Genomic DNA, 22361 nt, shown 5'->3' with positions numbered 1-22361 from the left:
TGCATGGTCGGCAGCAGTGGCCGCGGCCCTCATGACGAGCGCCCTGACCACGACGCCGAGCCAGGCCGCGGCCGCGTCCCAGATCGTCGTCGACCTCGCCGCCCCGACCGGCGCGCCCAGGTACGGCGCCACCGGATTCCTGTACGGGCTGGGCGATGAGGGCATCCCGAACGAGACCATGCTGGCCGCGCTCAAACCCCAGGTCACCGCCCAGAAGGCGCCGGACGGCCTGCAGCACCCGAACGGCGACGCCCTCAAGATCGCGCCCATGTTCAAGCGGGCCGGCGGCCGCGACATCCAGATCTACATGCAGGACGTCTACAAGCAGTGGCCGTACGAGAACCTCGGCATCGACGACTACCTGGCCAAGGTGGACACGATGACCAGGAAGGTCGTCGCCGACCCGTACCGGGCCTCCTACGTCTACGTCCCGTTCAACGAGCCCGACCAGATCTGGTACGGCGGCAACCTGACCGCCTTCCTCAACGACTACAGGACCGTCCACCGCAAGATCCGCTCCATCGACCCGGGGGCGCGGATCGCGGGCCCGAACTTCGCCGGCTACCGTTCGGCGGACCTGCGCGCGTTCCTGCGCTTCGCCCGTGACAACAACGTGCTGCCCGACGTGATGACCTGGCACGAACTCGGTGACGACTTCTTCACGAGCTGGAACGAGCACTACGCCGACTACCGCTCGATCGAGTCGAGCCTGGGCGTCAGCCCCCGCCCGATCACGATCAACGAGTACGGCCGCTTCTCCGGCGATCTGGGCGTGCCGGGCAATCTCGTGCAGTTCGTGGCCAAGTTCGAAAACAGCAAGGTCGACGGCTGCCTGGCGTACTGGACGACGGCCGGCGGGCTCAACGACCTGGTCACCAGGAACAACCAGGCGACCGGCGGCTGGTGGCTGTACAAGTGGTACGGCGAGCTGACCGGCACGACGGTGGCCGTCACCCCGCCCGCGCCGGGCGGCTCGCTGCAGGCGCTGGCCGCGTTCGACCAGGGCAAGCGGCAGGCCAGGGTGATCTTCGGCGGCAACAACCCGGCGAGCGGCTCTTATGACGCGAACCTGGCCGTCAAGGGCATCCCGGCGGCGCTGGGCGGCACGGTCCAGGCGACGGTCTGGGGTGTGGACAGCACGGGGCTGAACCCCTCCCCCGGCCCGTACCGGATCTCGGCGACGAACCACACCGTCTCCGGCGGCCAGATCACGATCCCGCTGACGGGGCTGAAGGGCACCTCGGCGTACCACGTGGTGGTGACGCCGGCCAAGGACGTGTCCCCGTCGGCGTCGCGCTACGAGGCCGAGTACGCCGCCCTGTCGGGCGCGGCCCGCATCACCTACGGCGCCGCGGCGTCGTACGTCGAGGGCGGCGGCGTCACGTTCGTGGTGACGGCCCCGTCGGACGGCTACTACAACCTCGGCCTGCGGCTTTCCGGAGGCCCGGCCAGGCTGCGGCTCAACGGCTCCGACCTGACCGAGGTCACGGGCGCGTCCGGCTGGAACACGGTCACCACCAAGGTGTTCCTGACCGCGGGCGTCAACCGCCTGGAGGTGCAGGGCGCCTCCGTCGACTACGCCGACGTGGCCGCGACCACCGGCACGATCACCGCCTACCAGGCCGAGTCCGCCGCCAACACGCTCGGCGGCGCGGCCAGGGTGGCGTCCAACTCTGCGGCCTCCGGCGGCAGCTACGTCGGTTACGTCGGCGCGGGCGCGGCCAACACGCTGCGCTTCAACGACGTCACCGCCCCGAGGGCGGGTCTGTACCGCATGGTCGTCACCTACGCCAACGGCGAGCTCGGCGAGGGCTCCGACAACTACAACTCCAACATCGTCGACCGCTACGCCGACATCTCCGTCAACGGCGGCGCCGCCCGGCGGCACTATTTCCGCAACACGCTGGGCTGGTCGAACTACCGCACCACGGTCGTGGACGTCACGCTGGCCGCGGGCGCGAACACGATCACGTTCGGCAACGCCTCTGCCGGTTACGCGCCCGACCTCGACCTCATCCAGATCGCCGCACCGCTCGGCTAGCACTTTCAGGGAGCAGCAGTCTTGATGTCATCCAACACCAGCGTGGTCTGGGGCCATGAGCGCCTGCGGATCGTGCTGGACGTGTCACCCGACGGCCCGGTCGGCGTGCGCTCGCTGTCCGACGGCGGCCGCGCCGAACAGCGGCCCCGGACGACGCAGCCGCTGGTGGAGCTGCTGCTCCCCGGCGCGGGGCGGGCGCGCGCCTCGCACCGTTTCTCCCGCACGGCCGTCGGCGTCCGCCTGCTCTACCAGGGCTGTGAGCAGCGCGAGGACGGGAACTGGCGCGAGCTCCGGATCGACCTGCGCGACCCGGAGAGCGGGCTGGAGGCCGAGGTGCGCCTGCGTTCGGCCGAGGGCGTGAGCGCGTTCCAGGCGCGCACGCGGGTGACCAACCGGGGCCAGGAGCCGGTGCTGCTGATGGGCGTGACGTCGTTCGCCGCCGCCTTGGCAGGTGCCTGTCCCGATCGGGCCGAGGTGGTGCACGCCGAGAGCGAATGGCTCGGCGAGAGCCGCTGGACCCGAGAACCGCTGCGCAGGCACGTGCCCGATCTCGGGCTGGCCGCGCACGGGCAGGACGGGCGCGGCCTGCTGGCGGTCCTCAGCTCCGGCACCTGGTCCACCGGCGCCCGCCTGCCGACGGGCGGGCTGGTCGACGGCGAGCAGGCGTGGTTGTGGCAGATCGAGCACAACGGCGCCTGGCGCTGGGAGATCGGCGAGCGGCTCGACGCCCCCTACGTCGCGCTGCTCGGCCCGACCGACGTCGACCACCAGTGGCAGCGCCGGCTGCGTCCGGGAGAGTCGTTCACCACGGTCCCGGTGTCGGTCGCGGTGTCCGGCGGCGGGCTCGAAGGGGCCACCGCCGCGCTGACGGCCCACCGGCGGGCGATCGTCCGGCCGCACCCCGACAGGGAGCGGCTGCCGGTGGTGTTCAACGACTACATGAACACGCTGATGGGCGACCCGACCACGGCCAAGCTGCTGCCGCTGGTGGACGCCGCCGCCTCTGTGGGCGCCGAGGTGTTCTGCGTGGACGCCGGATGGTACGACGACGGCGGCGCCTGGTGGGACAGCGTCGGCGAGTGGCAGCCGTCGCAGACGCGCTTCCCTGACGGCATCGAGGAGGTGCTCGGCCGCATCCGCGAACGCGGCATGGTGGCGGGGCTGTGGCTGGAGCCCGAGGTGATCGGCGTGCGCAGCCCGATGGCGGACAAGCTGCCGGCGGAGGCGTTCCTGCAGCGCGGCGGCGTCCGACTGGTCGAGCACGGCCGCTACCACCTCGACCTGCGTCACCCGCGCGCGCTCGCGCACCTGGACCAGGTCGTGGACCGGCTGGTGGAGGACCTGGGCGTCGGCTACTTCAAACTCGACTACAACATCGACCCCGGCGCGGGCACCGACCTGGACGCCGACAGCGCGGGCGACGGCCTGCTGGAGCACAACCGGGCCCATCTGGCCTGGCTGGACGGGCTGCTGGCCCGCCACCCCGGGCTGATCCTGGAGAACTGCGCGTCCGGCGCGATGCGCATGGACTACGCGCTGCTGTCGCGGATGCACCTGCAGTCCACCAGCGACCAGCAGGACTTCCGCCGCTATCCGCCGGTCGCGGTGGCGGCGCCGATGTCGGTGCTGCCGGAGCAGTCGGCGAGCTGGGCCTACCCACAGCCGGACATGTCGGACGAACAGGTCGCCTACGCCCTGTGCACCGGTCTGCTGGGCCGCCTCTACCTGTCGGGCCGCCTGGACCGGATGCGGCCCGAGCAGCTCGGCCGGGTGCGCGAGGCCGTCCGCGTCCACCGGGAGCTGCGCGCCGACCTGGCGCGGGCCACGCCGGTGTGGCCGCTCGGCCTGCCGGGCTGGGACGACGCCTGGCTCGCGCTCGGCCTGCGTACCGAGGCGCACACCTACCTCGGGGTGTGGCGGCGTGAGGAGGCGGCGCCGTCGGTCCGGCTGGAGCTGCCCCACCTGGCCGGCCGGGCGATCGACCTGGACGTGCGCTTCCCCCGGCACCTGCCGGCCTGGGACGCCGACTGGGACCCCCGCGCCGGCGCGTTGACGCTGGTCTTCCGCGGCGAGGAGCCGTTCGCCGCCCGAATCCTCCGCCTCACGAACCACCGATGAGAGATCACCATGAACAGATGGACCGCTCTTGCCTGCGCGGCGGCGCTCGCGCTCGGGCTCGCCGCCTGCAGTGACCCCTCCGTCGAGGCCCCGGCCGCCACGGCCGCCGCCGCGACCTGGCCGGAACCGACGGCGAAACTGGACGGCGTCAAGCTGACGATCTGGGCCGCCCAGAACAGCAACACCGTGCCCGGCAAGGTCATCGCGGGCTTCCAGCAGGCCACGGGCGCCACGGTCGAGGTCGTGACGATCCCCGACCCGTACGAGCAGGGCATCCAGACCAAGGTCGCCACCGGCGACAAGCCCGACCTGGCCTTCTGGCAGCCGACCGCGTCGATGCTGACCGCGATCAACGCCAAGACGAACCTCCAGCCGCTGACCGACGCGCCGTGGCTGACGCGGCTCGCCCCCGACCTGCGCGACATCACCGGCATCCTGGACGGCGCCAGGTACGCCGCGCTGATCACCAGTCCGGCCGTCGAAGGCGTCTACTACAACAAGGAGGTCTTCGCCGCCAACAAGATCACCCAGACGCCGAAGAGCTTCGACGAGATGGTCGAGCTGGCCCGCACGCTGAAGTCCGAAGGCGTCACCCCGTTCTTCGAGATGGCGGGAGACAAGTGGGCGACGCAGTGGTGGGTGCAGGTCCAGCTCGCCGACGCCGCCAAGGACGGCCTGTGGGAGCGGATCAACACCGGCAAGGAGACCTTCACCGGCCCGACGGTCGTGGGCGCGATCAAGACCTACAAGTCGCTGATCGACGAGGGCCTGTTCAACCGCGACATCAGGACCGCCACGTTCGAGGACCAGGGGGCGGCGCTGCTGTCGGGCGAGGCGGCGATGGCCGTGCAGGTGAACTCGTTCTTCGGCCGGCTCCAGGCGAGCGCGGACACCGCGACGCTGAACAGGAAGATCGGCTTCTTCCCGATCTCGCCGTCGGGCAACGTCGGCACGTTCATCCCCGACCAGTCCAACGCCCTGGTGGCGTTCAGGACGGGCGACGCCACGAGGGAGGCCGCGGCGCGGCAGCTCATGGCGTACTGGATGGGGCCCGGCTACCAGGACTTCGTCGCCGACCGCGCGACCGTCTCGCTGCAGCCGTCCGTGCCGAACCCGCAGGGCGTGCCGCAGGCGCTGCTCGACGTGCACGCCGCGCTGCCTGGCTCGGTCGGCTCGATGCAGGCGCTGGCGATCGCCAACCCCGACCTGTACCTGAACCTGGCCGACATGATCACCGGGACGATGACGCCGGAGAAGGTCGCCGCGGCCACGCAGGAGCAGTTCGCCCAGCTCGCCAAGGCGGCCGGGGCGAGCGGCTTCTGAGGGCCCCGCGCATGCTGACGACCGCGCGGCCTCCGCGCACCCTCGCCGCCGGGCCCCGGCAGGCGATCCGGCGGCGAACCCACCCGATGTGGTTCATGGCTCCGGCGTTCGCGATCCTGCTGCTGTTCTTCTTCCTGCCGACGCTGTTCAACTTCGTCTACGCCTTCACCGACTGGTCCGGTTTCAAGAGTTCGATCCGCCCCGTCGGCATGGACAACTTCACCGACCTGGCCGGCAACGGCACGCTGTTCCGGTCGTTGCGGATCACGGTCGTGTACGCGGTGCTGGTGGCGATCTTCCAGAACGCCTTCGGCTTCGGCCTGGCCGTGCTGCTGGAGCGCGACACCCGGCTCAACCGCGTGGCCAGGGTGTTCTTCCTCATCCCCGTGCTGATGTCCGCGCTGGCCGTCGGCTACGTCTTCCAGGCCCTGCTCAAGCCGGCGGGCGGGGTGAACCAGCTTCTCGGCGCGCTGCTCGGGACCACGGTCGACTACGCCTGGCTGGGCGACACCACGTGGACGATCGTGGTCGTCGCGCTGATCCACTCCTGGAAGTGGATGGGCCTGTCGATGCTCATCTACCTGGCCGGGCTGAAGACCGTCCCCGAGGACATCGTGGAGGCCGCCAGGATCGACGGGGCCACGCGCTGGCGCACGTTCTGGTCGGTCCGCTTTCCGCTGCTGGCGCCGGCGATCACGTTCAACGTGGCCACGGCGCTGCTGGGCTCGATGAACGGCTTCGACGTGGTCCAGGCCACCACCGGCGGCGGCCCGGCGCGGACCACGGAGATCCTCAACATCTTCATCTACCGCACCTTCGGCCAGGGCCTGTTCGCGCAGGCGACGACGATGAGCCTGGTGCTGTTCCTGCTGGTGGCCCTCATGGCCTTCCCGGTCATTCATGTTCTGCGCAGGCGGGAGGAGATCCTTTGAGCGTGAGCGACGCGCGGATCTGGACGCGTCTGCAGCCGCTCGTCACGCCCGTGCTGGTGGCGCTGTCCATCGGCATCCCGCTCTGGCTGGTGCTGGTGACGGCGGCCAAGTCGCGCGGCGAGGCGCTCCAGCCGGACCTGTCGCCGCCGGCCCAGTGGCACCTGCTGGACAACCTGCGCCAGGTGTGGACCGACGGCGAAGTGTTGCCGGCCGCGCTGGGCAGCCTGCTCGTCGTGGCGCCGTCGGTGGCCGGGGTGCTGCTGTTCGGCTCGATGGCCGCCTGGATCCTGGCCCGCCGCGCCACCAGGCTGAACGCCGTCCTGTACGCGCTGGCCATCAGCGGCATCGTGCTGCCGCCCGCCGTCGTCACCGTGGTGCTGCTGCTGCGCCAGCTCGGCCTGGCCGGCACCGCGGTGGGGATGATCGGGGTCTACATGGGCATCTACATGTCCACGGTGATCTTCTTCGTGACGGGGTTCGTCCGCACGATCCCGGCCTCGCTGGAGGAGGCGGCCCAGATGGACGGGGCCGGCCCGCTGAAGATCTTCCGGCTGGTGGTGCTGCCGCTGCTGCGCCCGGTGCTGGCCACCGCCACGATCCTGGTCTGCCTGTACGTCTGGAACGACGTCTTCTACGCCTTCTTCGTCGTCGGCGGGCGGCTGGACACCTTGCCGCTGAACCTGTTCCGCGTGGCCAGCGCGGGGCTCTACCTCGACAACTGGCACCTGATCTTCGCCTACGTGCTGCTGATGAGCCTGCCGTTGATCGTGGTGTTCGCCGTCACCCAGCGCAAGATCATCGCGGGTATCACCAGCGGGGCCGTCAAGTAGCACCGCTTCGAGCCAACCTCGGGAAACGCGAGACAGACTGATTTGGAGAGGACGTTGTAGCACGAGTCGAGGAGTGAGGCATGGCCTGGCTGGATGGCGTGCGCGGCGACCGCGCGTTCGAAGGGGCGGGCCCGCTCGCTCCGTGGGAGAAGTCGTGGGAGAACTCGTGGGACAAGGGGCCGCACCGGCTCGCGCCGCTGCCGGCGCAACTGCTGGTGGGCGGCGCGGCGGTGCTGCTCGGCGCGGTCGTCTGGCACACGCTGCTCGAGGACTACGGCGTCCGCAACGTCACGGCGGGCACGCTCGGGCTGGCCGTGGCGATCTCCGTGGTGCTGGCCAGGCTCTGGCCCGTCGCCGCGTGGTGGTTGTCGCTGACCGCCGCCGTGCTGGCCGCCACGACCTCTCATCCCGCGCTCATGGACGTCGTGTGGCCCCCGCCGGTGCTGGCCGCCCACGCCAGCGTGCTCGGCCTGGCCGGGTTCGGGGCCCGTCAGCGCTTCCTGATCCAGATGTGGCTGGTGACGCTGGGCGCGGGGGTGGCGCTGTGGGCGCTGCTGCCCGGCGAGCAGACGCCGGTGGGGCTGATGGACATGTCGCTGCTGTCCGGCATGGTGCTGATCACCGTGGGCGCCTGGGGCGGGCGCCGCCGCGCGCTGCGCACGGCCGCGCTGGCCCACCGCAGGACCCGCGAGGAGCAGGCCAGGTCCGCGCTGCTGGAGGAGCGGGCCAGGATCGCCCGTGAGCTGCACGACGTGGTGGCCCATCACATGTCGGTCGTGGCGGTCCAGGCCGAGGCGGCGCCGTACCGGGTGGCCGATCCGCCGCAGGAGCTGACCAGCAGTTTCGCCACCATCCGGGCCAGCGCCGTGGAGGCGCTCACCGAGCTGCACCACGTGCTGGGGCTGCTGCGGAACGACACCCCGTACGGCGCGGGGCCGCCGCCGACCCTGGAGCGGCTGGGCGAGCTGGTCGGCCGGATGCGGGAGACCGGCATGCCGGTCAGCCTGGTGGTCGACGGGGAACGCCGCCGGGTCCCGCCGGGGGTCGAGTTGTCGGCGTACCGCATCGTCCAGGAGGCGCTGAGCAACGCGCTCCAGCACGCGCCGGGTGCCGAGGCCGGCGTGCGCATCCGGTACGGTCCTGACTGCCTGCGCCTCGACGTCGACAACGGCCCGCCGACGGGGGTGCCGCGCTCGGCCGACCGGCCGGGGCACGGGCTGCTCGGCATGCGCGAGCGCGTGGCCATGCTGGAGGGGCGGTTCACGGCCGGGCCGCGCGACGACGGCGGGTACCGCGTGACCGTGCTGCTGCCGCTGACGGGAAGGGAGGATGGGTGACGATCCGGGTGCTGATCGCCGACGATCAGGCGATGGTGCGCGAGGCGTTCGCGATCCTGCTGAACGCCCAGCCCGACATGGAGGTCGTCGGCGAGGCCGTCGACGGGCACGACGCGGTGGCCAAGGTCGCGGCGCTGCGGCCGGACGTCGTGCTGATGGACATACGCATGCCGGGCCTGGATGGCCTGCAGGCCACGCGGCGGGTGATCGAGCAGACCAGGGTGCTGGTGCTGACCACGTTCGACCTCGACGAGTACGTCTACGAGGCGCTGCGCGCCGGGGCCAGCGGCTTCCTGCTGAAGAAGGCCTCGGCGCGGGAGCTGAGCGAGGCCGTGCGCGTCGTGGCCGGCGGAGACGCGCTGCTGGCCCCCTCGGTGACGCGCCGGCTGATCAGCACGTTCGCGCGGCAGGGCCCGCCTCGGCCGTTCAGCGGGCATCCGTACGGGCCGCTGACGCAGCGGGAGACCGAGATCCTCACGCTCATCGCCCACGGGCTGTCCAACACCGAGATCGCCGAACAGCTCGTGATCGCCGAGCAGACCGTGAAGTCGCATGTCAGTAATATCCTGACCAAGCTGGGGCTGCGGGACAGGACGCAGGCGGCGGTGCACGCGTTCGAGACCGGCCTGGTGACCCCCTACCTGAGAGCTAGATCGGAATTTCCCCCCGCAGCGTCATGACCGGTGACGAGGCCGGCCCGTAGTTTCCGTCGGAAGACATCTCCCGACGGAAAGGGGCCCGGTGGCCAGGCTCGCCGACCTCATGCACCGCTCTGTCTTCAAGGCGGTCTCCCTGCTCGGCTCGAAGGGTCAGGGGGCGGTCCTGCGCCGGTACTTCGACTGGTGGCACCGCCGTCCAGACCCGTGGCACCTGTCGACGGACTCCTACGAGCGCCGCAAGTACCTGACCACGCTCGAGCAGGTGCCCGCCGGGTCGTACCGGCGGATCCTGGAGGTCGGCTGCAGCGAGGGCGTCTTCACCGAACTGCTGGCCACCACCTACCCGGAGGCCGAGGTGACCGGGGTCGACATCTCGGAGACGGCCCTGGAGCGGGCGCGGGAGCGGGCGGGCAACCTCGGCGAGCGGGTCAGATTCGTCCACGCCGACCTCCTCGAACACGACCTGGGAGAGCGTTACGACCTGGTGTTCTGCGCCGAGACCCTCTACTACGTGGGCCGCGGCGACCGGCTGCGGCACGCCTCCGACCGGCTCGGCGCGCTGCTGGCGCCCGGCGGCCTGCTCGTCCTGGTGCATCCCTGGCCGGAGTCCCGGCGGCTGCACGGGCCCGCCGACGCCGCGCTGTCCAAGGTCGGCGAGCGGGTCGACCACGAGGCCTGGCGCCCCTACGCGGTCTCCCTCTACCAGGGGTCGACGCGGGCGGCCCTGGACGTCAGCTGATCACCGAGATCCGGTCGGCTCGCGCATCAGGAGCTGGTCGAGCTTGGCGTTCACGGCGGCGAGCTCCTGTTTCATCTCCTCCAGTTCGGCCTGGGTGCGCGACTCCGCCATGGACGGCTCGGTGTCGTTCATGGCGTTGACGACCACGGCGATGAACAGGTTCAGCGCCACGAACGTGGACATCAGGATGTAGACGATGAAGAACAGCCACGCCCATGGCTTGTCCTGCATGACCTCCTGCGCCATGTTCCCCCAGTCGTCGCCCGTCATGATCTGGAACAGGGTGAACAGCGAACGGGGCAGGTCGTCGAAGCGTTCCGGCACGATGTCGCCGAACAGCTTGGTCGCGATCACCGCCGCGATGTAGATCATCAGCACGAGCAGGCCGATGATCGAGGCCATCCCCGGCACCGCGGCCAGCAGGGCGCTGACCACGCGCCGCATGCTCGGCACCGCCGAGACCAGCCGCAGCGCCCGCAGGATCCGCAGCGCCCGCAGCACCGAGGTGGGCCCGGAGGCGGGGATCAGCGCGATCGCCACGATGACGGTGTCGAACCAGTTCCACGGGTCGGTGAAGAATGATTTGCGGTAGGCGAACAGGCGGGCCGCCAGCTCCACGATGAACACCGTCAGCGCGATCCGGTCCACGGCGTGCAGCAGCCCGCCGATCTGCTCCATCAGGTACGCGCTCGTCTCGCAGCCGATCGTGATCGCGTTGACGACGATCACGAAGATGATCGCCCTCTGGGCGAAACGATGTTCGAGCACGGCACGGACGCGTTCCTGCGCTGACAACGGCGATCGCTCCCCTGCGATGTAGGCCACAAACGGTGATCATCGTAGGGGGAGCTGGCCTCGCTTGCGGCTTAAATCCGACACTCCGGTAACGTCCTCATGAAGGCTTCGGCATGAATGAGCAGGACAGGATGGTGATGTGTCCGTGACGACGGACTCGGCGGCCCGAATCTGGCGGTGGCGATGAGCGTGGCGCTGGGCTTGGTGGCCATCTTCGTGCTCACGGCCGCCACCGGCTACTTCGTCGCCCAGGAGTTCGCCTACGTCAGCGCCGACAGGCTGGCCCTGTCCGCACAGGCCGCCGCAGGCGACAAGAAGGCGGCCAGAGCGGTCAAGGTGATGGAGCGCCTGTCGTTCATGCTGTCCGGGGCGCAACTCGGCATCACCGTGACCGCCCTGGTGGTCGGCTTCATCGCCCGTCCGGCGCTGGCCGAGCTGATCGCGCCGGGGCTGACCGCGCTGGGCCTGCCCGAGGCCGCCGTCGGGGCCGTGGCCCTGGCGATCGGGTTCGCGCTGGCCACCATCATCCAGATGGTGCTGGGCGAGCTGGCCCCCAAGAACCTGGCGCTGGCCAAGCCCGAGCCGCTGGCCCGCGCCCTGGCCGGCTCCACCCTGGCCTACCTGGCCGTCGCGGGCCCGATCATCAGGTTGTTCGACGCGACGGCCAACAAGCTCCTGCGCGCCGTCGGCATCGAGCCGGTCGAGGAGCTGCACCACGGCGCCACCCTGGAGGAGCTCGGCCACATCATCGGCGAGTCCGAGGCCCACGGCAAGCTGCCGGGCAGCCAGGCCGACGTGCTGGAGCGGGCGCTGGCCTTCTCCGACCACACCGCCGAGGAGGTCATGGTGCCGCGCGTCGACGTGGTCACCATCAGCGGCGCGGCCACCGTGCCCGAGCTGGACGAGCTGATCGCCGTCCACGGCCACACCCACTACCCGGTGCTCGGCGAGAGGATCGACGACGTGATCGGCCTGGTCAGCCTGCGCGACGTCGCCGCCGTCCCGGCCGACAAGGCCGCCGGCACCAAGATCGCCGACATCGCGCACGACGTGCTCGTCGTCCCGTTCTCGCTCGTGCTGCCCGACCTGGTACGCCAGCTCCACGAGCGCGGTGAGGAGGTCGCCTGCGTGGTCGACGAGCACGGCGGCCTGGCCGGGCTGCTGACCTGGGAGGATGTGGCCGAGGAGCTCGTCGGCGAGATCGCCGACGAAAACGACCTCGACACCCCGGCCGCCGTACGCCACGACAGCGCCTGGGAGATCGACGCCGGGCTGCGCATCGACGAGGTCGCCCTGGAGACCGACCTCACCCTGCCCGACGAGGACGAGTACGACACGCTCGCCGGCCTCATCCTGTACCGGCTCGGCCGCTTCGCCACCCCCGGCGACACCGTCACCGTCGACCTGCCCGCCACCCTCGACCCCGGCGCGCCCACCCACGCCCGCGTCGAGGTCCTGACCATCAGCCGGCACGTCCCAGAACGTGTCCGCCTGACCCCCTACCGTGACGAGAACGAGGAGGAGCGGTGAGCCTGACCACCGGCCTGGCGCTGACGTTGTTCCTGCTCATCGGCAACGGCTTCTTCGTCGCCGCCGAATTCGCGCTGGTCGCCGCCAAGCGCCACCGGCTGGAGAAGGCCGCCGCCCACGGGAGCAGGGCCGCCGCCGCGGCGCTGGCGGGCATCAAGGAGTTGTCGCTGATGCTGGCCGGCGCGCAGCTCGGCATCACGCTCTGCTCGCTGGGGCTCGGCGTCGTCTCCGAGCCGCTGATCGCCGGCACGCTCACGCCGCTCTTCAACTCGGTCGGCCTGCCCGATGCCGCCGCGCACACGGTCGCGTTCATCATCGCGCTGGCGATCGTGACGTTCCTGCACATGGTTCTGGGCGAGATGGCGCCCAAGTCCTGGGCCATCGCCCACCCCGAACGCTCGGCGACCATCCTCGCCCTGCCGTTCCGCGGCTTCACGCTGCTGGTCCGGCCGCTCATCAGCGCGCTGAACGCCGTCAGCGACGGCATGCTGCGCCTGGTCAAGGTGTACCCGCGCGAGGAGGGCGCCAATTCGCGCACCCCCGACCAGCTCCAGCACCTGGTGGAGGAGTCGCGCCGGCTCGGCCTCATCGAGGCCGACGACCACGCCGTGCTCACCCGGGCGCTGCGCGCGCCCAGCGCCGGCATCGCCCCGCTGATCGTCGCGCCCGAGCGCATCGTCACCGTACCCGCCGACGCCACACCCCAGCAGATCATCGACACCGCGGTAGGCGCCCGGCGCACCCGCCTGCTCGTCGGCCCCGTCTCCGACCCGGCCGGGGTGGTCCACCTCCGTGACGCCTACCTGGCGCGCAAGCGCGGCGCTGCGGCCACGGCGGGGCGGCTGGCCTATCAGGTGCCGGTGCTGCCGCCCGAGGTGTCCGTGGCGGAGGCGGTGAGCCGGATGCGCGCGGCGCGCAGTCAGCTCGCCGTGATCCGCGGTGACTCCACCCAGGGGCTCATCACCCTCGACGATCTGCTGACCACGCTGCTCGTTCCGTCCTGATCGCGCATGAGAGCTCTCTCATCCGGCCCTCATGCGGGGGCCATGGCGTTCGCGCAGGATGAGGGGGCCAGCGCGAAATGACGGATGGGGGCGCCGATGGTACTGGCACGAGGAGGGTTCCTGCTGGCGGCGGTGGTCGCGCTCGTCATCGGGGCCGACTCCGGCGCCTTCGTAGGAGGCGCGCCGGTGACGCCCGGGACGGCGTTCGTCGCGTCTGCCTTCGCCGACGACGACGGGGGCGATGACGACGATGACGGGGACGACGATGACGACGACGGGTACGTGCGCGTCACGCGCAACCGGGTGAACGGGCGGAGCGCGCCGCAGCGCAGGGAGCCGGAGCGGCGTGCGGAGCCGAAGAAGGACGCCGACCGGGGCACGTCCGAGGGCGGAACGGCTCCCTCCCCCGCGCCTACCGGCCCGATCGCCTCCCCGGCGCCTTCCCGCTTGAACGCCTCCCCGGCGCCTACCGGCCCGATCGCCTCCCCGGCGCCTTCCCGTTTGAACGCCTCCCCCGCGCCTACCGGCCCGGCCGCCCCTCCGGCGCCTGCGAGCCCGGCCCCCTCAGAGAGCGGCGCGGACCCCTCCGCGACGCCCGCCGGGGCGGTCGGGCTCGATGGTGACAACGCCGGCGGCCTCGCCGGCCCGGTGGGGCTGTGGGTGCTGCTGGCCATCGTGGGCACGGGCGCCTTCGCCGCCACTGCGATCTGGGCCGCGCGCAAGCTCGGCCCGTCCGACTGACCGTGGCGCCCGGGGCCCTGCGACGGTGGAGGGCCCCGGGCGCCGCGGTCACCTTGTCAGACGCGGTCGGCGGCGATCAGCAGGTACTGGAAGCTGCCATTGTTGTAGGCGTCGAGGAAGGCGGCTTCGATGCCGGTCGCCAGCGACGTCCTGGCCCGCAGCTCCCAGTACGGGATGGTGGCGGCGGTGAGGTCGATGACGCTGATCGGGATCAGGCGGTTGGCCGCCATCTCCTTGAAGTAGGTGCTGCGGGGATGGATGTCGCAGATGTAGTGGGCGTTGATCTGGCTGACGGCCCTGGACGGCAGGCCGTAGGCGTCGTTGTAGCAGCCGGTGATGCACACGTAGCGGCCGCCACGGGCGAGCAGGCGGGAGTGTTCGGCGAAGAGCTGGGCGAGCTCGACGTACATCGTGCTCTCGTTGTTCCAGATCGCCTGGAACGCTCCAGTTTCGAATCCGGTGTCGAGCATGTTGCGGAAGTGGAAGCGGACCTTGTCGTCCACGCCGCGCTTCTTGGCCTGCTCGTTGGCGAACGACACCTGCGACTCGGATATGGAGACGCCGTCCACCTGGCAGCCGTGCCGCGCGTTGACGAGGAAACTTGACCCGCCTCGGCCGGAGCCGGCGTCCATGACCCGATGGTGGGGGCGGAGCCGGCCCAACTGGCTGATGAGCACGTCCGCCTGGGCGGACTCCAGCCGGTGCAGCTCCTCGACGACGCGTTTGTCGCGGGTGTCCTCGGGGCCCTCCAAGACCGACCAGTCCACCTCGCCGATGCCGTAGTGATGGTGGTAAATGCCGTCCACGTCGCCCAGACGCAGGTTGACCGGGTTCCTTTCCGCGTTCCAGTAGTCGGCGACGGAATGCTGGTAGAGGCTGGCGAGAACGGGGGTTTCTGCGGTCACCGGATGAGTTCCTTTCAAGAGGTGTAACGGCTGCTGGAGGAGTGCCATTCGATACCGCCGGCCATCCAGCCCTGCGCGCCGCGCAGGAACCGTTTCAGCTCGACGGACGGCACGGCCGCCAGCTTGCGGTGGCTGTTTTCGAAGCCTTTGACGAAGTCGTTGTGCAGATGGACCGCGCGTTCTGTCGCTTCGCGCGTGGAGCAGCCCTCCTCTTCGGCGATGAGCAGGATGAGGTTGGAGTCGGGAAGTTCGTCGGCCGCCTCCTTGGCGACGGAGTGCAGGTCGTTGACGATGACGCTGGCGGTGCCCGCCTGCATGAGCGCGGTGTGGAAGACCCTGTCGGCGAACAGGCCGGCGGGCAGTTCGTAGGCGCCCACGATGTCGATGAGCGTCATGGAGGTGTAGAAGCTGTCGTGCTGCCGCGCCGCCAGGTAGCGCCACACCGGAGGCGGCGCCTCCAGGTACCGCCAGGCGGCGTAGGCGTCCCAGCTCACATACATCTGCGAGGTGATGTTGCAGATCCGCATGACCTGCGCGGCCGTGGCGTGGCGGGCCACGTGACGCCTGGCCGAGCGGAGCGAGACCAGGACGGGGTCGCCCTCGATCACCTCCTCCAGCTGGCGGGTGTAGTCGCCCGCGTCCGGCGGCGGGTCCATGGCCGACATGACCAGGGCCAGCCGGGGCGGCAGCTCCGTCGGGGTCGCGCCGAGGTCGGTCTCGTCGGCGTAGTAGTCGTCGGCGGCCCACCAGGCGGCGTTCATCTGGGCGGCCACCAGCAGCAGGTCGGGGTCGTCGCTGTCGGGGTGGGTGAGCATGGCCAGCCGCCCGAACCCGGTCGCGTCGAACTCCTCCAGCCGCCCCTCGTGGATGCCGACCCGCTCCGCCCACGCCACCAGCCTCCTGTTGACCTCGGCGCCGAGGTCGTCGTCGATGCGGACGGTCGCGGGACAGTACAGCGGCGGGTAGGAGCCGTCGCCCCACTGCCGCTCCACGTAAGGAAGCGGGGCGACGTCGAGCCCTCTGGAAAAGGAGGACAACGACAGTTTGCGGGGGCCGGGGCTCTGGTGGCCGTCGCCGTCGTCGAGGACGGGTGCGGGCGGGCGGGCGGGTGGCGCGGGGAGGCGGAGCGTGGTGGTGCCCAGGCCCGTGGGACCCGCGGGCAGCAGCGCCGAGGGAGTCGGGCGGGCGGTCTCATGTGCGGGCATGACGCCTCTTCCTCGCAACGGTCAGGAACGCGGGGCGGCGATGTCGACGTTCTCGAGGATCCCGATCGCGTCGGGGACCAGGATGGCCGCCGAATAGTAGGCGCTGACCAGGTACGACATCACGGCCTTCTCGTTGATCCCCATGAAGCGCACGTTCAGGCTCGGCTCGTACTCCTCCGGGATGCCGAGCTGGTGGAGGCCGACGACGCCCTGGTCGTCCTCACCCGTGCGCATGGCCAGGATCGAGGTGGTCTGGTGCTCCGAGATCGGGATCTTGCCGCACGGGAAGATCGGGATGCCGCGCCAGGCCGGGACCTCGTGGCCCTCGACGTTGGTGCTGCCGGGCACCAGCCCGCGTTTGTTGCACTCGCGGAAGAACGCGGCGATGGCCTTGGGATGGGCCAGCAGGAAGCGGGTCTTGCGGCGCATGCTGATCAGGTCGTCGAGGTCGTCCGGGGTCGGCGGGCCCGACCAGGTGTAGATGCGCTGGCTGTAGTCGGCGTTGTGCAGCAGCCCGAACTCGGGGTTGTTGAGCAGCTCCCCTTCCTCGCGCTCGCGGATCCCGTGGACGGTCAGGCGGAGCTGCTCCTCGACCTGGTTCATGGGGCCGTTGAAGAGGTCGGCCACACGGGTGTGCACACGCAGGACGGTCTGCGCCACGCTGAGCTCGTACTCGCGCGGCTGCACGTCGTAGTCCACGTACGTGCCGTCGATGGACGGCTCGCCGGCGTGCCCGGAGGCGATGGCGACCTCGGCCTCGCCCCGGCGGTTGACCGGCTTGCGCGCGTTGTCCAGGTAGGTTTCGATGTGCCGGCGCAGGTCGGGGGCGTTGCCGAGGATGCGCTGGAAGTCCGACCACCGCGACACCAGGAGCGTGCCGTCGGTGGCGGCCCTGAAGGTGTGCCGCCAGTGCGGCACCTCCTGCCCGAGTGCCTCGTCGCCGAACTGGTCGCCGTCGGCTATGACGCCGAGGTTCTCCGTGCCGCCGTACTTGCCGACGGACAGCCGTTCGAGGCGGCCGTGGGCGATGACGTACGTCTCGGTGACGGGCGTGCCGGCCTCGACGATCACCTCGCCGGCCCGGATCCGGCGCGGATTGAACGTCTCCGCGATCGCCCGCAGCACGTCGATGTCGTCGTAGCCGCGCAGGACGGGGAGCTCCGCGAGCGTCTCCGGGATGATCCGGATGTCGCTGCCCCCGTTCTGCAGCACGCTCACCCGTCCGCGTCCGACCGTGTGCGTGAGCCGGCGGTTGACCCGGTACGTTCCTCCCTTCACATCGACCCACGGCAGCATGCGCAGCAGCCAGCGGGAGGTGATCGCCTGCATCTGCGGGCGGGTCTTGGTCGTGGTGGCCAGGTTGCGCGCGGCCTGGGTGCTCAGGCTCAGCTGCGACTGTGTCGCGGGCTCCGTTGACTCCGTGGACATGGTTCCTCGCAATCGCCAGATCGGACAAGGGACGAAGGTCCTTGCGGTAACCCTGGTAGATCGGAATTCACTACTGAAAGTAATCATTTAGATACTGCCGGTAGAGTATCCCGAAGGTAATGGGCTGCTGGCGGTCGCGGAAGCTCGGCCTTACGTCGCCGTGCGGATGGCGGCGGCGAAGAAGTCCAGCGAGGCGTTCACTCCGTCGAGCGACGGCGTGCGGTTGAGGTGGCCGTGCGGCATGCCCTTGGCCACGTACGAGCCGACGGGAACCCCGGCCTCGCGGAGCTGACGTTCGAGCAGCTCGCCCGATGGCCGCAGGTCGTCGTACTCCGACAGCAGGATGCGGGTGGGCGGCAGGCCGTCGAGACGGGCGGCGCCGGGGAGCGCGTCGGGCGGCAGGTCGCTGATGCGGCCGACGTAGTTGCGGACCATGGCCTCGATCGAGGCGACCGGGAAGCGCAGGGTCGCGGGCAGGGCGGCCATCTCAGCGGCCGACTCGGCGTCCAGCGCCGGGTTGGGGAAGTGCGCGAAGGGATAGGCCAGCAGCAGGCCGGCGACCCGGTGGTCGCTGCCGCGATCCCGGTTGCGGAGTGCCGCCGCGAGCGCGAGGGCCGCGCCGGCGCTGGCCCCGCCCAGCACCAGGCGATCGGCGACGCCCGCCCCCGCGAGCCAGCGCCAGGCCGCTCCGACATCGTCCAGGGGCACGGGGTAACGCACGCCGTTCACGGCCAGCCGGTAGCCGACCGAAGCGACGAAGGCTCCCGCACGGGCGGCCAGCTCGGCGCTCACGGTGTGGGCCTCCGGCATGTCCAAGTCACCGGCCCAGAATCCGCCGCCGTGCACCCACAGCAGCGCGGCCGCAGGCGTCTGTCTGGGCCGGTAGGTGCGGACGGGGATCGGACCGTGCGGCCCATCGACGTTCAACTCCTCGATCGTCACCTCCGGCATCGTCCACTCCGCCGGGTCCTGAAAGTACCGGGCGATCCGCGCGGCGGCCTCCGGATCCGATTCGGCGTCCTTCCAGGTGATGCCCTCAAGCAGGTGCAGCTTTTCCGCAAGAAACGGGTCGAACGGCACGATCTCTCATTTCTGTCAGGTCTGGTGGCGAGGCGGGATCATTGTCCTCCAGCCCACCCAACAACCGGGCTCCCGGGCCAGGCCAGACGCTCGCGCACGTCGGTCCCGTCAAGCAGCCAGACGACCACGTCAGCCTCGTAAGGCAGCGAGCGGTCAAGCGACCGGCACGACACCATCCTCGCCAAGCAGCGGTCGAAACGACCGGCACAGCAGTCACACGTGCCTGCCCGGTCGGGCAAGAGGCGTACGCCGAAATGGAGCAGGCGGCAGTTGATCGACGGGATCCGGTGGCGGATCCGGACCGGGACGCCGTGGCGGGACACGCAGGGCAGGGGGGCGACAGCCCGCAGTTCATCCCGGTGCTGGAAAGAATCCGGGTGGCCCGCATCGACGGCGGCCGTCCCAGGACCCGCCCGGGATCGAAAGGAGGGCGTCCGCCTGCCTTCGATCCCGCGCTTTACCGGCTGCGCCACGCCGTCGAGTGCGGCATCAACCTGCTCGAAGGCAATCGCGGGATGGCAACCCGCTACGACAAGCTGGCCGTACCCTACGAAGCCGTCATCATCATCGCTGCGATCAACCAGTGGCTCAACGCCTTATGAAACACTGCCTGGGCAGGCTGTGCTGTCGAGGAGTGTTTTTTGCTGCGGCCACCGTTCTCCAGGGAGAATCATGTTGGGTTGTCGGCAGCCAGGTGAAGCAGCGTCCTCGACCTTCGTCGTCGCCCCGGACGCCGACTGCCGCCACTCGCCCCCGATGAGCCGGCCAGTGGGGACCACGTCGAGGACCTTCCGTTCGAGATCGGAGCACGTCACGGTCACGGTCTAGCTAGCTCTCCTCCGCGTCGAAGGTGATGATCTGTCGGAGCGCCGTTCCGTCCGCGAGCGCGTCCATCGCCTCGTTGATCTCGTTGAGCGTGATGTGCGAGGAGATCAGCTTCTCTACCGGCAGCAGGCCCTTGCGCCACATCTCCGCGTACCGCGGGATGTCCCGGGCCGGCACGGCCGAACCCAGGTAGCTGCCGACGACGGTGCGGGCCTGCGCGGTCACCACGAGCGGCGAGATCGATGACCGCGCGTTCGGATTGGGGAGTCCGACGGTGACGGTTGTCCCGCCGGGATCGGTCGCCGCGAACGCTGCCTCGAACGCGCGGGGGTGGCCGGCGCACTCGATGACGTAGCGGGCGGTCACGCCGTCCTCGGCCAGCTCGGCCGAGGTGTAGGTCTCGTGAGCGCCGAGGGCCCGCGCCGTCTCCAGCTTCCCGGGAACCTGGTCGACGGCGATGATGCGCTCCACCCCCTCCGCAGCGGCGACCAGCAGCGCGGCCATGCCGACACCGCCGAGACCGACGACCATGACGCTGTCGGTCGGCTTGGGGCGAGCGGCGTTCACGACGGCTCCACCGCCGGTCAGCACCGCGCACCCCAGGACAGCGGCAACGTCGGCGGGGACGTCCGCGTCAATGGGGACAGCGGAGGCCCGGTCGACGACGGCGTGGCTGGCGAAGCCGGAGACACCCAGGTGGTGGTGGACGACATCGCCCCGCCTGCTGAGCCGGCGGTCGCCGTGCAGCAGCTCGCCCGCGTTGTTCGCGGCGGTGCCCCGCTCGCAGGGGAGCCTGCCGTCCTCCGCGCAGGAGGGGCACTTCTCACAACGTGGCAGGAAGGACATGACGACCCGCTGTCCGGGCGCGATGTCGTCGACCCCCGTACCCGCGGCGACGACGATCCCCGCCGCCTCGTGCCCGAGAAGCATCGGCAGCGGACGCAGCCGGTTCCCGTCGACCACGCTGAGGTCGGAGTGACAGATGCCGGCGGCCTCGATGCGGACCAGCAGCTCGGTGGGTCCCGGGTCGGCGAGCTCCAGCTCGTCGACGACGATCGGGGTGGACTCGGCGAAGGGCCTGCTGCGGCCGGGCTCCTGGAGGACCGCTCCGCGGATCCTCACCGAACCGGGATCTCGACGGTCTGCAGCGGAATGAACTGCTGTGCCGCATGCATGTCGCGGTCCCCGACCGAGCCCTGGGGTGTCTTGCGCGGGTAGGAGACCTTGACGACCTGCAGGTCTGGGATGAAGAAGATCTTCACCTGGTCGGGGCGCACGCCATACATGTCTGCGATCAGCTCTGGCACGATCACGCCTGACGTCGCGACGCAGTCGTAGGCCGCGTCGTCGTCGAAGAAGATGTCGACGGTGACCCAGAACGGGCCCGCGTTCTTGGAGCGGATGTACCGAGAGAGCTCACCCAGCGTGCGGGCGCCTGCGGTGGTGGTGGGCATCAGCTGATCTCCATAATCTCGAGTCGGAACAGTTCGGTGGGAGTCAGGGCGTCCACGACGTGCTGCAGGACAAAGCCGTAGAGCGTGCCGCGCTCGGTCTCCGCGGGCGAGGTGAGGAACGACCAGCTCGGGACGCCGCTGGCACCCGGCAGCGGATGGTGCAGCAGGTACGGATTGGCGAACTTGGCAATGGCGGTGGCGGTGGCCTGATCCTTCGCCGTCGCGATCATGACGACCCCGACCTCGCGCGGGGTCGCCGTGCTCGGGTCGAGCTCACCGAGCACGGCGTTCCAGCCGTACGGACGCAACTGGATGTCGTAGTCGTCGGCGACCAGGTCCAGCACGTCGGGGATGTGTGCGTGCAGGAAGGCGGCCAGCGACTCGACCCACTCGTCGATGCGTGCCAGCACCTCGTTGTCGCGCAGACCGACGATGCTCAGGGTCTGGGCGCCCTGCGCGGCCGAGCCCTCGAGCTTGGCGGTGTGCTGCTCGACCAGCTCGAAACGGGAGCCCTCGACGCGGACACGACGATCGTCGAGCGCGATGTAGCGGGCTTCGGTGGTGTTCAGCGTGCCCGCGGGCTCGCGCAGCCGGAAAGGGTCGGTGTTCTCGTAGAGCAGGTGCGCCGACACCGTGTACGGCGTGCAGGCGGCGTCCGGCATGACCGGCTCCACCTCGAAGCCCCCGGCATCGATCGAGACGATGACGCCGCCCTGGCCCGAACCGGTGGTGCACAGCGCCCCGCACTCCGCGATCTTCGCGGCGTGCCACGTCGGCCCGAAGTCCGCGCCGCGCATCAGAGGCACGGCCGCGATGACCGCGCAGTCCGTTGCGCGCCCGGCCAGCACGACATTCGCCCCCGCGACGAGCGCATCGGCGATCGGTTCGTGGCCCATCAGCGCGACGATGTGCTCGCAGCGGTCGATCTCGGCATCGGTCAGCGGACCGGCGGGCTCGAGCGGATGGATGCGACCCTCGCCGAGCCGCTGCTTGAGGAACGTCTTGTCCTGCTCGCTGTAGATCCGAGCGACCCGACGGCCGGGGATGCCTTCCTCGGCGACGATCTCCTCGACGATGCCCGCGACCCAGTCGACGCCGTCGTTCGTCCCCGAGGTGCCGCAGGATCCGATGATGACCGGGATGCCCGCCTCGGCGGCCGGGCCGAGAATCTCCCGCAGGTCGCGGCGCACCGCGCCGCGCGCGGTCTTCGGCTTGGAAGCGCCGAGGTAGTACGGCCCCGAGTCGGTGGAGCCGCCATCGATCGCGATCGCGTCGACGCCGGCCTCGAGCGCGATCTTCACGGTTCCCTCGGGGAACCCGATTCCCAGCATCCCGTTGGGCACCAGGACGCGAGTTCGCTCAGTCATGAATTGCTCCTCTTGGTTCGACGAGGCGGGTCGGTCGGTGGCGGGCCT

At 70.4% G+C, this 22361-nt stretch carries 20 protein-coding genes; 12 read left to right on the top strand and 8 right to left on the bottom strand.

Translation table 11 applies throughout. From position 1 onward, the window contains the following. Positions 1 to 16 precede the first annotated feature (16 nt). From ACFOY2_RS29275 to ACFOY2_RS29240, 8 genes are all read left to right on the top strand, one after another. The gene (locus tag ACFOY2_RS29275; RefSeq protein ID WP_379531304.1) at positions 17 to 2041 is read left to right on the top strand and encodes a hypothetical protein; all 2025 of its coding nucleotides are present in this window, start codon (positions 17 to 19) and stop codon (positions 2039 to 2041) included. 24 nt (positions 2042 to 2065) lie between these two features. After that, positions 2066 to 4159, top strand: a complete 2094-nt coding sequence (locus ACFOY2_RS29270; RefSeq protein ID WP_379531303.1) for a glycoside hydrolase family 36 protein — start codon at positions 2066 to 2068, stop codon at positions 4157 to 4159. A gap of 9 nt (positions 4160 to 4168) precedes the next feature. Then, complete coding sequence (locus tag ACFOY2_RS29265) at positions 4169 to 5482, top strand: ABC transporter substrate-binding protein (protein WP_379531302.1); 1314 nt, start codon at positions 4169 to 4171, stop codon at positions 5480 to 5482. 11 nt (positions 5483 to 5493) lie between these two features. Continuing rightward, complete coding sequence (locus ACFOY2_RS29260) at positions 5494 to 6414, top strand: carbohydrate ABC transporter permease (protein WP_379531301.1); 921 nt, start codon at positions 5494 to 5496, stop codon at positions 6412 to 6414. A gap of 2 nt (positions 6415 to 6416) precedes the next feature. Next, positions 6417 to 7244 (top strand): carbohydrate ABC transporter permease, encoded by an 828-nt coding sequence (locus ACFOY2_RS29255; protein ID WP_379531300.1) that lies wholly within the window; start codon positions 6417 to 6419, stop codon positions 7242 to 7244. Positions 7245 to 7324: 80 nt separating this feature from the next. Next, positions 7325 to 8581, top strand: a complete 1257-nt coding sequence (locus ACFOY2_RS29250) for a sensor histidine kinase (protein WP_379531299.1) — start codon at positions 7325 to 7327, stop codon at positions 8579 to 8581. Beyond that, complete coding sequence (locus ACFOY2_RS29245) at positions 8578 to 9261, top strand: response regulator (RefSeq protein ID WP_379531298.1); 684 nt, start codon at positions 8578 to 8580, stop codon at positions 9259 to 9261. Before ACFOY2_RS29250 ends, ACFOY2_RS29245 begins: the two co-directional genes overlap by 4 nt. Before the next feature lie 61 nt (positions 9262 to 9322). Further along, positions 9323 to 9979, top strand: a complete 657-nt coding sequence (locus ACFOY2_RS29240) for a class I SAM-dependent methyltransferase (protein WP_379531297.1) — start codon at positions 9323 to 9325, stop codon at positions 9977 to 9979. Here the strand turns inward: ACFOY2_RS29240 and ACFOY2_RS29235 are convergent, their stop codons facing one another. Then, entirely contained in the window at positions 9980 to 10774 is a 795-nt protein-coding gene (locus ACFOY2_RS29235; RefSeq protein WP_379531296.1) for an ion transporter, read from the bottom strand. A 183-nt stretch (positions 10775 to 10957) separates the two neighbouring features. On the opposite strand from ACFOY2_RS29235, the gene ACFOY2_RS29230 reads away from it, so the two are divergent. From ACFOY2_RS29230 to ACFOY2_RS29220, 3 genes are all read left to right on the top strand, one after another. Beyond that, on the top strand, positions 10958 to 12304 hold the full coding sequence (locus ACFOY2_RS29230) for a hemolysin family protein (RefSeq protein ID WP_379531295.1): 1347 nt from the start codon (positions 10958 to 10960) through the stop codon (positions 12302 to 12304). After that, a complete protein-coding gene (locus ACFOY2_RS29225) occupies positions 12301 to 13308 on the top strand; it encodes a hemolysin family protein (RefSeq protein WP_379531294.1) in 1008 nt (335 codons plus the stop codon). Before ACFOY2_RS29230 ends, ACFOY2_RS29225 begins: the two co-directional genes overlap by 4 nt. A 96-nt stretch (positions 13309 to 13404) precedes the next feature. Continuing rightward, on the top strand, positions 13405 to 14049 hold the full coding sequence (locus tag ACFOY2_RS29220; RefSeq protein ID WP_379531293.1) for a hypothetical protein: 645 nt from the start codon (positions 13405 to 13407) through the stop codon (positions 14047 to 14049). Positions 14050 to 14105: 56 nt separating this feature from the next. Here the strand turns inward: ACFOY2_RS29220 and ACFOY2_RS29215 are convergent, their stop codons facing one another. From ACFOY2_RS29215 to ACFOY2_RS29200, 4 genes are all read right to left on the bottom strand, one after another. Beyond that, entirely contained in the window at positions 14106 to 14954 is an 849-nt protein-coding gene (locus ACFOY2_RS29215) for a geranyl diphosphate 2-C-methyltransferase (protein WP_379531292.1), read from the bottom strand. A 14-nt stretch (positions 14955 to 14968) separates the two neighbouring features. Further along, on the bottom strand, positions 14969 to 16159 hold the full coding sequence (locus ACFOY2_RS29210; RefSeq protein WP_379531291.1) for a family 2 encapsulin nanocompartment cargo protein terpene cyclase: 1191 nt from the start codon (positions 16157 to 16159) through the stop codon (positions 14969 to 14971). A 21-nt stretch (positions 16160 to 16180) separates the two neighbouring features. Next, positions 16181 to 17587: a family 2B encapsulin nanocompartment shell protein gene (locus ACFOY2_RS29205; protein ID WP_379531290.1), complete on the bottom strand. Its 1407-nt coding sequence runs from the start codon at positions 17585 to 17587 to the stop codon at positions 16181 to 16183. A 150-nt stretch (positions 17588 to 17737) separates the two neighbouring features. Continuing rightward, entirely contained in the window at positions 17738 to 18667 is a 930-nt protein-coding gene (locus tag ACFOY2_RS29200) for an alpha/beta hydrolase fold domain-containing protein (RefSeq protein ID WP_379531289.1), read from the bottom strand. Positions 18668 to 18921: 254 nt separating this feature from the next. Between ACFOY2_RS29200 and ACFOY2_RS29195 the strand changes: the two genes are divergently transcribed. Beyond that, positions 18922 to 19269: a hypothetical protein gene (locus tag ACFOY2_RS29195; RefSeq protein WP_379531288.1), complete on the top strand. Its 348-nt coding sequence runs from the start codon at positions 18922 to 18924 to the stop codon at positions 19267 to 19269. 226 nt (positions 19270 to 19495) lie between these two features. On the opposite strand, the gene ACFOY2_RS29190 is transcribed toward ACFOY2_RS29195, so the two are convergent. The 3 genes from ACFOY2_RS29190 to ACFOY2_RS29180 are packed head-to-tail and all read right to left on the bottom strand — an operon-like array spanning position 19496 to position 22313. Next, on the bottom strand, positions 19496 to 20614 hold the full coding sequence (locus ACFOY2_RS29190; RefSeq protein WP_379531287.1) for an alcohol dehydrogenase catalytic domain-containing protein: 1119 nt from the start codon (positions 20612 to 20614) through the stop codon (positions 19496 to 19498). Beyond that, the gene (locus ACFOY2_RS29185) at positions 20611 to 20946 is read right to left on the bottom strand and encodes a DUF4387 domain-containing protein (protein WP_379531286.1); all 336 of its coding nucleotides are present in this window, start codon (positions 20944 to 20946) and stop codon (positions 20611 to 20613) included. Before ACFOY2_RS29185 ends, ACFOY2_RS29190 begins: the two co-directional genes overlap by 4 nt. Continuing rightward, a complete protein-coding gene (locus ACFOY2_RS29180) occupies positions 20946 to 22313 on the bottom strand; it encodes an acyclic terpene utilization AtuA family protein (RefSeq protein WP_379531285.1) in 1368 nt (455 codons plus the stop codon). The genes ACFOY2_RS29185 and ACFOY2_RS29180 overlap by 1 nt, the downstream gene beginning before the upstream one ends. Positions 22314 to 22361 lie beyond the last annotated feature (48 nt).

The organism is Nonomuraea purpurea, from assembly GCF_042650645.1.
GTDB classification, from domain to species: domain Bacteria; phylum Actinomycetota; class Actinomycetes; order Streptosporangiales; family Streptosporangiaceae; genus Nonomuraea; species Nonomuraea purpurea.
This window is presented reverse-complemented; position numbering and strand designations above follow the sequence as displayed.